This window comes from Clostridioides sp. LIBA-2809 (assembly GCF_056688965.1).
The window spans coordinates 2,113,302-2,128,825 of record NZ_CP197004.1 but is presented as its reverse complement, the minus strand read 5'-3'; the positions used below and the strand labels follow the sequence as shown (position 1 = coordinate 2,128,825).

The following is a 15,524-nucleotide window of genomic DNA, read 5'->3' as shown; positions in this document are numbered from 1 at the left end:
CAATATCTTATAAGAACATATATCTGTACTGAAAGGAGAAATTAAATGAGTATATTAGTGACGAATAATTTAGTAAAACACTATGGAAAAGATGAGACTACAGTTAAAGCTTTAAATGGAGTAAGCATAGAAATTGAACGAGCTACATTTACTGCCATAGTTGGAACTTCTGGTTCTGGTAAAAGTACATTATTAAACATTATAGGTGGATTAGATAATCCAACATCAGGTGATGTAATAATTAAAGGAAAGAACATATCTAAAATAGGCAAAAAAGATTTAACAATATTTAGAAGAAGAAATATAGGGTTTATATTTCAAAACTACAGTTTAATACCAGTACTGAACACTTATGACAATATAGCCCTTCCTGTTACGTTAGATAAAGGAAATCATGTAGACCATGAATATATTGAAATGCTGATGAATACATTGGGAATTTGGGATAAGCGTTTAAAGTTCCCAAGTGAGCTTTCTGGTGGACAACAGCAAAGAGTAGCAATTGCTAGAGCTTTAGCAAATAAACCTGCGCTTATATTAGCAGATGAACCAACAGGAAATCTCGATAGTAAAACTACAATGGAAGTAGTATGTTTATTAAAAGAAAGTAGTGCAAAATTTCACCAAACGATAATTATGGTAACACATAATGAAAATATAGCCCAGGTATGTGATTCAATTATACACATTGAAGATGGAATTGTCGTGAATAATGGTGGTGGAGTACTATGATGTCTTTAATAAAATTTGCAATTCAATATATTAAACATTATAAAAAACAATCTATATCTATAGTTTTAAGTATAGTACTATCAGTAGCACTATTGACAGGTATTGGTTCTCTAGTTCATAGTGCAAACAAAAGTACAATCGAAAAGATAAGGGAAGATAGTGGAGATTTTCATTTTTACTATAAAGTAGATAAGGAACAACTAGAAAAGATTAAAGAAAATAAAAAGTCAAAAAAATACACTATAGACAAACTTGGCGTTACAAATACTAAATCTCAGATAGATGAACCTTTTATTATAGAATTTTTAAATGCAGATTTATCGTATCTAGATATGACAGGTAGGAAATTATTAAAGGGAAGTCTCCCTAGTAAAGATGGAGAGATAGCACTTGACACATATTCACTAAATAATTTAAATATAAAAAAAGAGATTGAAACTACAGTTAAATTAAGTGGGAAAACCTATAAATTATGTGGTATTTTATCAAATCTTTCAAATCCAAAAACTGGTATGCAAGGATTTGTAAATGATTATTCACAGCCTAAAGAAGATGATTCTTATTTAGTTTATGTAAAGTATGATGAAAGTAAAAATATAAATAAGCAAAACTCTAAATTTATGAAAGAATTCAATATATCAAAAGAAAACGCTCGTGTAAACTGGCATTTATCAATTGAATTTGGAGTAAAGCCTCCAAAAGGCATAGAAAAATATAATATATTTGAGTTTTTGAAAAATCTAGAGCTAAATACAAATGCAATTATCTTACTTGTTGGAGTATTTGGTGCAGCAGCAGTATATAGTATTTTCCATGTTTCAATACTTCAAAGAATATCACAATATGGAGTTTTAGAAGTATTAGGTGCCAATAATAAACAACTCTTATTCTTACTATTTTTAGAGTTATTTTTACTTTTTATTATTGGATTTCCTATAGGTTGTATCTTGGGTATTGGAATAGCTTCTACAATATATGAACAATTTCCGCATATATTTTTGAGTAGTGATATTGCTCCAGGAGCGTTTTTCATAAGCGAAAAATCTATTTATTTGGGATTCTTATTTATTTTATTACTGTTAATTTTAATTACTATACGTGTTGTTCATCAATTGAATAAATACTCTAGCATAGAATCTATGAAAAATTTTAAAGTTACTAATAAGCAAAAAAGAAGTTTAGAAAGTGTAAGACATTCTAATATGACAAAGGTATTATCTCACAAATACATGACTCAAAAAAAAGGAATGTTTATGGGCATTTTATTTTCATTATCACTTGGTGGGATTATTTTTCTATGTTCTAGCTACTCAATACAGCTTACTAAAAATAATAATGAGCTTACAATGAAAGCTGATGATGGTTTAAATTCTGATTATCAAATAACTATGCAAACAACAGATTTTGACGTAGGTATACCTAAAGATAAAATTTCAAGACTCAATGAGGTAGAGGGAGTATCCCGAGTTTATCCAGTGAAGTATTTGTTTGGAGCTATACAAATTAAAGAAGAACAACTATTTTGGAAAAACTTCTTCAAACCTCTTGAAAAAGATTATAGAATAAAGAATTTTTTTAATGGTATTTGTACAAAGCAAAGTGAAGGTGGGTATCTCTTAAAAACAAATATCTATGGATATAACAATGGAATGTTAGAAGGGCTAAATTCTTATGTTATAGATGGCAAAATTAATCATGATGATATGCTCAAAAATAATAAAGTTATAGTTAGATTACCTATGGATGGAACTGGTATGTATGATGCAGTTGATATAAAACCAGGAAATAAGATAAAGGTTAAAGTACCAAAAACAATGAAGCCAACAGGTGAAATTGTTAAATTTAAAGAAGAAAATAAGAATGATTATACAACAAAAGAGTTTGTAGTTGCTGCTACTGTAAAACGTGTAATGGCCAATAACATGTATTTTATTGGTGATTATGGTATGGATATAGTTATGACAAATGAACAAATGAAGAATAACTTCGATATTGAAAATTATAATTCAGTAAGTATAAAAAAGACAGAAGAAAGTAGCAGTGTAGAATTATCTGAGAATATAAAAAGTGTTGTAAATAATATAAAGAGATGTATTGTAACAGATTATACTATAGCTATTGAAAAAAATAATACTTATTTAAATCAAAAACTTTTATTTATATATGGTATTGTATTTGTACTTCTTGCAATAAGTTTGTTCCATATTATAAATACAGTAAGTTACTTAGTTTTTTCAAGAAGACACGAATTTGGAATTTTAAGAGCTATGGGTATTACGGATAATAAGTTTTTACTTATGATGATGAGAGAAGGTTTCTTGTATGGATTATATGCAAGTATTATAATGATAATTGGAAGCATTATTGGACAATTTATGATTTGTTTTATGGTAAAACGCGTATATTTATATATAAATCCAATCTTTGAAATAAATACTTTTCTATATATAGGTATGATTGTTTTAAATATTGTCATTAGTATTGTTGCAGTTATTATTCCAGTAAGACAAATTTTAAAAAATAATATTATTTCAGAAATAAGTAAGAGTTAGCATTATATAAATTTAAATAAGAATGTTTATATAATCCAAACATATCTTAATTATAGTCATTTCTGTAGTCATTAAATAAACCTCTTAATTGATACGTAGTAAAATATATCAATTAAGAGGTTTTAACAGATTTTAAATCTAATATAGAGAAATAAAATCTCATTAAAAAATATTATTTTGTATAATTATCAAAATATCCTTGTATGTAAATAATAGGAGTCCCTTTATCTCCACTTCCAGATGTTAAATCTGCTAAAGAACCTATAAGGTCTGTTAATCTTCTTGGAGTAGTACCTTGAGAAACCATATTTCCTGTTAAATCATCAGATTTGTTATCTTTTTCAACTATGTATTTTGAAATAGCTTCTTTTAATTCATCACCAGATAAGTCAGCAAAATCATTATCTGCTAAATATTTTAATTTTACTTCATTTGGAGTTCCTTCTAGACCTTTTGTATAAGCAGGAGATACTACTGGGTCAGCTAACTCCCATATTTTCCCTACAGGGTCTTTAAAAGCTCCATCTCCATAAACCATTACTTCTACATTTTTACCTGTGATTTCTTTTATGTCACCTTGAATTTTGTTTACAACTTCATCACAGTTTATAGGGAATAATTTTACTGTTTCTTCTGTAGCTTTGTTTGAACCTAAAAGTCCGTATTGGTCATTATACCCACTACCATCTACACTTGATGTCATTATATCATCAAGAGAATACACTTTTTTAGCACCATTTTGCTTTAAAATTCTCTTTGTTCTTTGTCTTGTATGTATATCACAAGTTAAAATACTTGTTGTATAGTCAAGAATAGTTTTTGGATTATTGGCAAATATAATTTCTACTTCTGCACCACAATCTTTAATTAAATTCTTATAATAATCAACATAATCTACACCAGTAAATGTATGTTTGTTATAGCCAAATAGCTCTCTATATTTTTCCTCTGTTAAAACATCTGACCAAGGATTTATTCCCTTATCATCAAGTTCATCAATACTTATTAAATGGTTTCCAACTTCATCAGAAGGGTAGCTTAACATTAATACAACTTTTCTACATCCTTTTGCAATTCCTTTTAAACATATTGCAAAACGATTTCTACTTAAAATTGGGAATATAACACCAACAGTATCATCTCCAAATTTATCTTTTACATCTTTTGCAATATTGTCAACGTGAGCATAATTTCCCTGTGCTCTAGCTACAACAGCTTCTGTAACTGCAATTACATCTTTGTCTCTAACTTCAAAGTTTTCACTTTTTGATGCATTTAAAACAGAATCAACAACTATTTTAACTAAGTCATCTCCCTGTCTTATAATAGGAGCTCTAACCCCTCTTGAAACAGTCCCAACTAATCTATTCATTATTCAAAATCCTCCTAAAGAATTAATATTGTCATATTAGTACCATGTATATTATAATTCAAATATGATTATAAGTAAAATAAATAATACTAATATTTGACATAAGGAGTAATTATATATGAATATAAAACTTGAACTGTATAAGGTTTTTAATGCAGTTGCAAATAATAAGAGTTTTTCTCTTGCTGCTAAAGAATTGTTTATGTCACAGCCAGCTGTAAGTCAGTCAATAAAACAATTAGAAGAACAATTGGATACTATACTGTTTTATAGAAATAATAAAGGTGTAAAATTAACTCCAGAGGGAAAAATTCTAAGTGAACATGTAACTACTGCATTAAAGCTAATAGCATCTGGAGAAGATAGAATAAATAAGTTTAAAAAATTAGAATATGGTTCTCTAAAAATAGGAGTAGGAGATACAGCTGCACGTTTTTTCTTATTAAAATATTTAGAAATTTTTCATAAGAAGTATCCACATATACATGTATCTACAATAAATAGAACGAGTAGAGAACTTATATCCCTACTTAAAGATGGAAATATAGATATAGCAATTATAAATATGCCAATAGAAGATGACTCACTAAATATTGTTGAATGTATTGAAATACATGATATATTTGTATGTGCAAATGATTACATAGAATACAAAGGTCAAAAAATATCACTAGAAGAATTAAATACATTGCCTTTAATAATGTTGGAAAATAAAGCAAATTCAAGACTGTATGTAAATGAATATTTTTTATCAAAAGGTATAAAACTAAATCCAGACATAGAATTGGGTTCTCATGAATTACTTTTAGAATTTGCGTACATAAATCTAGGTGTATCTTGTGTTATAGAAGAATTCAGCATAGACTATTTGGAAAGCGGAAAATTGTTTAAATTGGATATAAAAGAGCCAATACCTAAGAGAAGTATAGGATACTGCCATCTAAAGGATATATCCTTATCTTTAGCAACGAAAGAATTTTTAAATATGATTTCAAATAACATGTAATTTAGAGTATGTATCACAAGTAAATTAATATGAAAAATAGAGATAAATTCGTAAGTTTGAAAGATTCATATAATAAACTAGTTTTTATTAAAAATAAAAATAAGGTTAATTTGAGAACATTTATATAATTAATATCGTATTTTAAATATGAACAGTATATTTAGATTAATGTATAAAGGGGGATTAGAAATGTCTGATTCTGAATATCCTCAAATGAAAATCTTAGAAACTAGAAACTGTATACTAAGACCTGCATCATTAGATGATGTTGAAGATTTTTTTGACTGTTATAAAAATAAAGTAGTAGTAAAACACTTACCATTTAATGAGCATAAATCTTTAGAAGACACAAGAAAGTTTATAAAATCTTTTTTTCTAAATCCTTATAAAAAAGGAAAAATCGGCCACTTTGCTATAGTATATAAAAAAGATAATAAAGTTATTGGAAATATGGGGTTTAATAATATAAATCCCAAAGCATTAGAAGCAGAAATCGGTATATGTATCAACCCAAGCTATTGGGGTCATGATTTTGCGACTGAGATAACTAAGAGAGTAATACAGTATGGATTTAAAGAATTAAGCTTAAATAAAATTATTGCGATAACATACGAAGAAAATCAAAATTCTACAAAATCATTAGATTTACTAGGATTCAAATGCACAGGAAAATACATTAAAAAAATTCATGCTGGTAGTATTGTAAAAAATGTTCCTTGTTATCAATATGAATTGAGAAAATAATAGGTATAGGTATTTAACATTCTAAAATATATTTTAATAAAAAGGCATGGAAACTGCGGGTCCCATGCCTTTTTATATAAAGTTTATTTTAACTAAAATATATTAAAATATTAATGCTTTAATTAATTCTCTAAGTTTTTAAATCCTTCTCCAAGAACTTCATGTACATCTGTAACTATAACAAATGCAGTAGGGTCAGTTCTTTTAACCAATCTCTTTAGATAAAGCTCTTGTTTTTTAGAAACCACAACTAATAGGACTTCTTTATTTTCTCTAGTGTATCCACCCTTACCATCAAGAATAGTAAGACCTCTATCAAGTTCTTCAGTTATAGCCTGTCTTAAACTCTCAGGTTCATCAGAAATAATAAAAAATGCTTTTGAATGGTCAAATCCTTCAATTATCATATCTGCTATTTTTATTAATATGCAAAGTGCTATACCAGAGTAAAGTGCAGTTTCTAAACTACGATTTACTATACCAGAAGATATAACAACCATTCCATCTAGACATGACATAAATTTTGTAGCTTTTATTCCTGGGAATTTTTTACTAAGTATGAGTGCAATTAAATCTGTTCCCCCAGTAGAAGCATCTGACTTAAACATTATGCCTAAACCTATACCAACTAAGATTCCTCCTGCTATAGCAGATAATAGTAAATCATCAGTAAATCTTAACTTCGATAATGGGTCTGTTAATTGGACTATAGCAGAAAACACGATTGTTCCAAATAACGTTTTTAATGAATTTTTTGTACCCATAATTCTAAAAGCAAGTATTACTAATGGTACACCTATAATTAACATGATAGCTGATACTGGAAGTCCTGTAACTTTGTTTAATACTAACGATAGACCACTAAGCCCTCCTGGAGCAATTGTATGTGGTTTTAAAAACATATTTATACCAATACTCATTGATATACAACCAAAAAATAGACCAAACATCTCAAGTAAAATTGGCGACTTTTGTTTTTTCATATAAACACCTCCATGAACTTGTCACAATTTAATATTATAACATATTTGACCAATTTATATTATATAAATTTTCTTGATATAAGCAATTTCAAGTATTTCACTATTCTTAATATTTGTGAATTTTCATACAGTGTTTTAATATTCTTATTAGTATTGTTATTTACCTGTGAAAATTTTTATATGTTATAATTTTTTAGTTCTTTTATAAAGTATCCCCTATAAAGGCAGTTCTATGAAGAATTTCTTTATATTATTTAAGCTATGTAGATATTTTGTGAGTTTATTAAATACAACAACTGCCTTGATAACATGAAGTAATGTAAATATAATTTATGTAGATAGTTATATTTTTAAATTAAAATACAAGTTTAAGAAAAGAGTTGATTAAATGCATAAACCTAGCTATAAAATAATACTCCGTTCATACCTTATTTTTTTCATAATTTTTCTTTGTTTAATTTTTACTGTAATAGGTATTTTCTTATCCCTTATTACTATTCAACAGCCAAATGGGAAGTATGTACGTAGTGATTGGGCTAAAAAATTTACAGAAGATTTTGATGAACAAGTAGTGTTTATAGATAATAAACCACGAATAAAACAATCTGGGTTAGAAAAGCTTCAAGAAAATAAATTGTGGTTACAAATTTTAGATTCTAATGGAAATATAATTTATGGATTTTCAGAGCCAAAAGAGCATAAAAATTACTATTCGAATTCTGAATTATTAGCATTAGCTAACCAAAATAATTCTAGTGATGGCACTGTTTACTTTAATACTCTTACAAATAACAAAAATGATTTTATTTATATTATACATTTTCCTTTAAATATATCTAAAGTGAATATGTTTTTTGATGGAACTAAGTTTATAGGTGGGAAGTCAATTATATTTTCAATCATAGGGATTATATTTTTAATGATTTTGGTTTTTGGAATTGCTTACAGCTATTGGGTAACAAAGTGTATTTCAAATATTACAGCTTCTGTTAGTGATATTGCAAAAAGAAGCTACTTTCCAATCAAGATTAAAGGAGTTTTTGCAGATGTATATGATAGTTTAAATCTTCTAAATGAAGAAATTCATAAAAGTGACGAGATACAAAAGAAAACTGATATTATGCGAGAAGAATGGATTTCAAATATAACTCATGATTTAAAAACTCCACTTTCACCAATAAAAGGATATGCAGAGCTCCTTACAGATAGTAGTATTACTCATTCATCTGAAAAAATAAACAAATACGCTTCAATCATGCTAAAGAATATAGAATATACAAATAAACTTATAAGTGATTTAAAGTTAACATATCAATTACAAAATGGAATTCTTCCTTTAAATAAGAAAAATGGTGATTTAGTAAGGTTTTTGAAGGAATTATCCATTGATATTTTAAACTATCCTGAGTATGAGTCAAATATAATTGAATTTAAAAATGATATAGACATTATTGACTTTAGTTTTGATTATATACTATTAAAACGTGCTTTTAGCAATCTTATAATTAACGCTTTTACATATGGAAATAAGGATACTAAAGTTGTTGTACATATAGCATTGAATAAAAAAATTGAAATTACTATTTCAGATAATGGAAAAGGGATGACAAGAGAAGAAGTGTCAAATTTATTTAATCGTTATTATAGAGGAACTAATACAAAGCAAAGAATAGAAGGAACTGGTTTAGGATTGGCAATAACAAAGCAAATTATTGAAATTCATGGAGGAGATATATCTGTTGAAAGTGAATTGGGATTAGGTAGTTCATTTCATATCTGTTTTTCTACTTAATTAAGGTTAATTAAGGTTAACTAAAAAATATATTAAGATTGGTAGATTATTATGTTTATATAATAGTTTATCAATCTTTTTTATTTAGGATTTTGTTTAGTTGAAAACAGAAGAAGAAAAAGTTGTATTAGAGATTCTACCTAGATTGGATTAAATCTAAATCTAGGTTAGGTTTAATTAAGGAAGTAGGTGTAAATTTGAAGATTATATTAAAGTATATTTTAACAAATGTTAGAGAAAGAAAAATTAGGACAGCAGTTATGTTATTGTCCATAGTTTTATCAACAGTTTTGCTTTTTGTTTCATTCTCGATTGGATTATCTTACGAAAGTGCGCAGAGAAAGATGGCAAGAGGTATGTTTGGTAGTGCAACTATATCTGTTCAAAATAAAAATCCAGATATGTTAACTAGTCTAGAAGATATTCCCAATCTAAACTCCATAAAATCAAAGGTTGGGATATTGGAAAGTTCTGCTGTTTATCATAAGGATGGATATTATGAATCATTTAGTCTTATATCAGCAGACTTAAATCAACTGAATAAAATCAACAAACCACGATTAGAAAATGGAAATAATATTGATGACTTTTCTGGTAATAAAATTATTCTTCCTAATCGTTTTACATCAAAATATAAAATAAAAAAAAGTGATTCTATTACTTTACAAATCCATGGTAAGACTTATACTTTTGAAGTTAGTGATATTGCTTCATATGATACAGTATTTTTGAGACATACAAGAGGTGTAAATGCACTATTACCTAAAGAAACTCTATCAAAGATTTTAGATAAAGGAAATGGATATACAAGAGTTCTTATAGAATCAAAAGAAGAAAATACAGAAAGTCTAGTAAATAAATTATCTGAAGAGCTCTCAACTGAAAAATTCAAGGTATCAAGTACAGTAAATGAAAGTAAGATAGTTGCAGATGCTAGACAAAAAACAATGCCTTTCTTTTTAATAAGCTTTTTCGCATTAACTCTTAGTATATTTATTATATACAGTAGTTATAAGGTGATTACATTAGAACGCCTTCCGTTTATTGGTACTTTTAGAAGTATTGGTGCCAATAAAAAAACTGTAATTTATATCTTAATGTTTGAAAGTATACTATATGGAAGTATTGGAGGATTGATTGCTATTCCTATTGGTATAGTTGTTTTGAATATTATGCTTCATGGACTTGGAAACTCTCTTGAACAAGGAATATCAATCCCAACAGTTATATCTCCTATTGGAGTAATTGTCTCTGTTATAGTAGCAATAATTGTTTCTTCTCTTAGTGCATATATACCTGTTAAAAAAGCTAGTCGTTTACCTATCAAAAGTATTGTATTAGGAACAGTAGAAGAAAAACGTGTTTCAAATCGTTCTATACTTTTTATAGGAACTATTATACTTATTTTGTCTATTCTACTGCCAGGAATATCGCCTGAAAATACATTATATGTAGCTGGCGGATTTTCATTGCTAGGATTAATTGTATCCACTATTGTATTAATACCACTTTTTACTAATACTATGTCTACAGTTTTTGAGTTTGTTTATGAAAAGATTTTAGGCAATGAGGGTAAATTAGCTGCTAGAAATATAAAAAATAATAAAAATATCACACAGAATATCACATTATTATTTATAAGTATTTCTGCAGTAATTGCAATAAGTGTTGTTGGTAGTTTTGTAAAGACTTATATAGGTGATGTATTTCGAGATGCAGAATTACAGGGTTTTGCAGATGGAAAGATGGATGAAGAGTTTATTGAAGATGTTAGACATATGAATGGAATTGAAAATGTTTTACCTACTTATGTTATGAATAATAAGATTTCTGGTAACGATAGAATATTTTCAAGATTAGAAGCTACAGATAATTTAAAATTATACAGTTCTATGCTTGCAATTAATTATACAAATTATGATATGAAAGAGCAAGTGATTGAATCTTTCAAAGATAAACGTTCTATTATTTTGAATGAAGATACTTTAAAAAAAGTAGGCTTGTCTATAGGAGATACCATAACTCTATCTAATGATAAATCTAATTTTTCTTATAGTATAGTGGGGAGTTTTAAATCTCGTGTAAGTGATGTAGAAGCTGTTATACCATCACATTATGCTGTTAGTGATTTTGATGAAATTAATTATGGTTTTTTAGCATATACAGCCGTTAATCCAGATGCTGTTATGATTCAGATAAGAGACTTATTTGGAGATACATCTAATTGGAGTCGTACTGTTGAAGAATTTAACAATGATGCTTTAAAAACTATAAGCAGTTTTTTATCTCCTATGAATAAAATGACTTATTTTATTTTTATTCTTGCTACAGTAGGTATTATCAATAATCTGCTAATTAATTATATTCAAAAGAGACGCTTTATAGCTATGTACAAATCGGTAGGACAGAGCGATAAACAAAATGTAAAAATGACATTGATTGAAGGTTTTACTTCAGGTTTACTTGGTGCTGTTATTGGGATTGTAATATCTATAATGGAAATTCAAACTATCTTCATAGTTGCAGGACCAAAGATTTCAATGACACCAAATTTAGATTTTAAAACATTTATTATTGCAGGGTTATTGGGAATTACAGTAACCTTAATAGGCTCAATAGTACCCATTGTAAAAGGGAAGAAAATGAAGCTGGTAGAAGAAATTAAATTCGAATAATTTGGAGGTTAATATGAAAACTGCGTGTAATAGTTTGGCTGTAGAAGCAAAAAATATTATTAAAGAATTTAAAATTGGAAATACAACAACGAGAGTATTAAAAGATGTATCTTTACAAGTAATGAAAGGTGAATTTGTTTCTATAATGGGTCAATCTGGTTCTGGTAAAAGCACTCTTTTATATATCTTAGGTGGTTTGGATACTCCGACAAATGGAAAAGTGTATATGAATGGAACTGATATATCACATCTTGATGATGATAAGATGAGTATAATACGCCGTAGAAATATAGGATTTGTATTTCAATTTTACAATCTAATACCAAATCTAAATGTGGAAGAAAACATCATGCTTCCTTTATTATTAGATGGTAAAAATTTAAAAGACTATAAAAAACAATTAGATGAAATTTTGAATATAGTTGGTTTATATGATAGACGTAAGCATACACCAAGAGAATTATCTGGTGGTCAACAGCAACGTGTTGCTATAGCTCGGGCTTTAATAGGAAAACCAGAAATTCTATTTGCTGATGAACCTACTGGAAATTTAGATAGTAAAACTGGAACAGAAATAATAAATTTACTGAGTAAAATAAATAAAGAAAGTGGTCAAACTATAATTATGGTAACCCACTCACGAGAAGCAACTAAAAGTAGTAGCCGTACTATTACAGTTTTAGATGGTGTAATCGTATAATGATTGATTATTCTATTTTGATGTAGATATTTTTAACTCTATAAATTTTACATATGTAAAGTAGATATAAATTAGATACTATCAAATATGTTATAATATAAAATGACAGATAAAAGTAATATATTTTTTATTATTTTATTTTTATTTTGTTTACTAAGCATATAAGGAGTATTCATGATGTATGAAAATAGCATGATACTTCTTATTTAATAAATATTAATGACAGGATAGGATATAATTTATGTTAAAAAAAGAAAGCATTCGTCTTATAAATAAAGATAGGTCACTTCTAATTTATGAAGAGGATTTTGTTTATCTCTTCCCTTGTATACAATTAAGAAATTGGATATCAAATTTTACTATCTCATTTCCAAATCAAACAACAATCTCTGATAATTATACTATTATCCCTCATGGAAGTGTAACTTTAGTATTTTTTTACGATGATATAGGATTACATAGTTTATTATTTGGTCCAACTACTAAACCAAAAACAGTAGGAAATATTGCTAATAAATGTGAGGTTATATTAATTATTGAGTTTCAACCTGCTGGTTTTTTTCCAATTGTAGGTGTACAACAAAGTGAACTTAGGGATAAAGTTGTTTTCTTTTCCTCAGTTAATACTTTACTAGATATAGAAATAAAAAAGATATTCAAGGAGTCTTTATCTACAGATGAATTGATTTTAAAGTTAGAAGAGTTATTGATTTCTAATATTAAAACTGTATACTCAGATGAGTTTAATTTGGCAATTAAGTTAATTATTAATAACTTTGGAAATATATCTTCAGAAGAAATTTCTAAGAAAGTATATTATAGTTCTAGACATTTAAACCGACTTTTTAATCAATATCTAGGTGTGAATATGAAGACTTTTTCACGTTTAGTACGCATTAATAAATCTATACAACTTCTAAACAATAATAAAATTTCATTGCTCTATATATGTAATGAATTAGGATTTTATGATATTCCACATTTTATTAAAGATTTTAAAATTGTTTGTGGAATAACTCCTCAAAAATATCGAGCCAATATGTCTGATTTTTACAGTGAAATTGCAAAATTTTAAGCTATAATATTTGTAAAAGAAAGGATAGTGATAATATGAAATTTGGAGGAGTATTATTAATTGTCAAAGACATAAATAAATCAAAGAAATTTTATGAAGATGTTATGGAACAAAAAGTTACATTAGATTTAGGAGAGCATGTATCATTTGAAAATGGATTTGGCTTACAAATCAATTACAAAGCTATAATTGGATATGAATTACCAATAAATCAACAATCAAATAGTTTTCAATTGTATTTTGAAGTTGATGACATCAAACAGTGGGAAAGCAAAATAAATAGAATAGAAAATATCGAATTTTTACATCCTATAAAGGAATATTCTTGGGGGCAAAGAACTTTTAGATTCTATGACTTTGACAAAAATATTATAGAAGTTTCAGAAAATATGGAAAGTGTCATAAAAAGGTTTTTAAAGCAAGATTTAAGTATCGAAGAAATTTCAAAACGCACGATGTATCCTGTTGAATTTATTAAGCAGTTTCAATAATTATAAAATATTAAAATATAGAAATTTTTCTTTATATTGCAAAAAATAAATATTTAGTACACAATATAAGAATACATAAAATAGCTTACAAACTCAATATTTGAATTTAAAATAAAAGAAAGAAATATCAATAAAAAGATAAAGAAATACATTTGGAGGTAATTACGTTATGTATGATGAATTGAAAATAAAAATGTACTCATTTACAATGGATTGTAAAGACCCACATGAATTAGCAAAATTCTATGCTATGTTACTTAATTGGGAAATCCCATTTTATAATGAAGAATTTGCATGTGTTGGTGCTCCAGGAACAAATCAAGGTACATATCCTGGTATAACATTTCAACGAAATCCTGAGTATAAACCACCTGTGTGGCCGCAAAAGCCTGAAGCTCAACAGCAAATGGCACATATGGATTTTGCTGTTAATGATTTGGAAAAAGCAGTTCAATATGCACTTCATTGTGGAGCAACAATCGCAGATGAACAATTTTCCGATGATTGGAAGGTTATGTTTGACCCAGCTGGACATCCTTTCTGCTTATGTCAGATGAAATCAGTTATCGAGAGTAGTCATTTTTCATTGTTATAGCAACACCATTTTTCAATAGCAACAAACAAAGCATAATGGTACACACCATTATGCTTTGCTTGTTGTACACAGATAAGCTTTCAAATATATAAATTTTGCATATATGAATTGGACATTATCAAATGTGTTATAATATTAAAACAACAAATAAAATCATTATATTTTTTAGCATAAGTTTTATTTGTTTACTAAGCATACAATAGGGTATTTACTTAAGGAAATAAAATATCATATAAAGTATTTTAAAGCTTTAAGTAATATTTGGCAGAAGTTTTAGTAAAATATGCAAAAACTAATTGATTATGTACCTTATATGGGTATATAATAGATATTGTTTTAATAAAATATTTGAAAGGGAATGATTTAATGAAAATTACTTTACCAGAAACAGCTATTGATACTTTGAAAAGTATCTTAAAAGACAATCAAGATAAACCTAATAATATAAGAGTATACTTTGCAGGTGTTGGTTGTGGAGGTCCTTCTTTTGGACTAGCTTTAGATGAGAAAAAAGAAGATGACTTAACTTATGAAGTTGGAGAATTACAGTTTGTAATGAGCTCTGATGAATATAGTCAGTATGGAGATATAATAATAGAAGATACAGGATTTGGATTTAGAGTTATTCCTGAAAATATGAAAGATCAAGGTGGGGGAGGATGCTCTGGTTGTTCAGGGTGCCACTAAGATTAACTTTTTAGCAAATTGAGAACTCTCTTTATAGAAATAATTTTCTATTTTAAGAGAGTTTTTTTTATTTTTTGCTCAGATAATGTATAATAAAAAATGTATTTTACTAATTTTTTA

The 15,524-nt window shown here is 27.3% G+C and carries 13 protein-coding genes; 11 read left to right on the top strand and 2 right to left on the bottom strand.

The window, feature by feature from the left end:
• Positions 1-45: 45 nt before the first annotated feature.
• Positions 46-732: an ABC transporter ATP-binding protein gene (locus tag ACTG44_RS10230; RefSeq protein WP_021384753.1), complete on the top strand. Its 687-nt coding sequence runs from the start codon at positions 46-48 to the stop codon at positions 730-732.
• The gene (locus ACTG44_RS10225) at positions 729-3,284 is read left to right on the top strand and encodes an ABC transporter permease (RefSeq protein WP_479921678.1); all 2,556 of its coding nucleotides are present in this window, start codon (positions 729-731) and stop codon (positions 3,282-3,284) included. Before ACTG44_RS10230 ends, ACTG44_RS10225 begins: the two co-directional genes overlap by 4 nt.
• A gap of 172 nt (positions 3,285-3,456) precedes the next feature.
• Here ACTG44_RS10225 and ACTG44_RS10220 read toward each other — a convergent pair whose 3' ends face one another.
• The gene (locus ACTG44_RS10220; RefSeq protein ID WP_021384737.1) at positions 3,457-4,656 is read right to left on the bottom strand and encodes a coenzyme F420-0:L-glutamate ligase; all 1,200 of its coding nucleotides are present in this window, start codon (positions 4,654-4,656) and stop codon (positions 3,457-3,459) included.
• 118 nt (positions 4,657-4,774) lie between these two features.
• Between ACTG44_RS10220 and ACTG44_RS10215 the strand changes: the two genes are divergently transcribed.
• Positions 4,775-5,662 (top strand): LysR family transcriptional regulator, encoded by an 888-nt coding sequence (locus ACTG44_RS10215; protein WP_479921677.1) that lies wholly within the window; start codon positions 4,775-4,777, stop codon positions 5,660-5,662.
• A gap of 189 nt (positions 5,663-5,851) precedes the next feature.
• A complete protein-coding gene (locus ACTG44_RS10210) occupies positions 5,852-6,406 on the top strand; it encodes a GNAT family N-acetyltransferase (protein ID WP_021384710.1) in 555 nt (184 codons plus the stop codon).
• A gap of 122 nt (positions 6,407-6,528) precedes the next feature.
• Here ACTG44_RS10210 and ACTG44_RS10205 read toward each other — a convergent pair whose 3' ends face one another.
• Complete coding sequence (locus ACTG44_RS10205; RefSeq protein ID WP_021384736.1) at positions 6,529-7,389, bottom strand: YitT family protein; 861 nt, start codon at positions 7,387-7,389, stop codon at positions 6,529-6,531.
• A 388-nt stretch (positions 7,390-7,777) separates the two neighbouring features.
• On the opposite strand from ACTG44_RS10205, the gene ACTG44_RS10200 reads away from it, so the two are divergent.
• The 7 genes from ACTG44_RS10200 to ACTG44_RS10170 all read left to right on the top strand — a co-directional run bounded on the left by ACTG44_RS10200 (position 7,778) and on the right by ACTG44_RS10170 (position 15,404).
• Entirely contained in the window at positions 7,778-9,181 is a 1,404-nt protein-coding gene (locus ACTG44_RS10200; protein ID WP_479921676.1) for a sensor histidine kinase, read from the top strand.
• 197 nt (positions 9,182-9,378) lie between these two features.
• Complete coding sequence (locus ACTG44_RS10195; RefSeq protein WP_479921675.1) at positions 9,379-11,856, top strand: ABC transporter permease; 2,478 nt, start codon at positions 9,379-9,381, stop codon at positions 11,854-11,856.
• Between the two features lie 13 nt (positions 11,857-11,869).
• Positions 11,870-12,556 (top strand): ABC transporter ATP-binding protein, encoded by a 687-nt coding sequence (locus tag ACTG44_RS10190; protein ID WP_021384735.1) that lies wholly within the window; start codon positions 11,870-11,872, stop codon positions 12,554-12,556.
• A gap of 241 nt (positions 12,557-12,797) precedes the next feature.
• Entirely contained in the window at positions 12,798-13,631 is an 834-nt protein-coding gene (locus tag ACTG44_RS10185; RefSeq protein WP_479921674.1) for a helix-turn-helix domain-containing protein, read from the top strand.
• A gap of 35 nt (positions 13,632-13,666) precedes the next feature.
• Complete coding sequence (locus ACTG44_RS10180) at positions 13,667-14,122, top strand: VOC family protein (protein ID WP_021384719.1); 456 nt, start codon at positions 13,667-13,669, stop codon at positions 14,120-14,122.
• Positions 14,123-14,291: 169 nt separating this feature from the next.
• Positions 14,292-14,717, top strand: a complete 426-nt coding sequence (locus ACTG44_RS10175; protein WP_021384726.1) for a VOC family protein — start codon at positions 14,292-14,294, stop codon at positions 14,715-14,717.
• A 366-nt stretch (positions 14,718-15,083) separates the two neighbouring features.
• A complete protein-coding gene (locus ACTG44_RS10170) occupies positions 15,084-15,404 on the top strand; it encodes a hypothetical protein (RefSeq protein WP_003424083.1) in 321 nt (106 codons plus the stop codon).
• Positions 15,405-15,524: the final 120 nt, after the last annotated feature.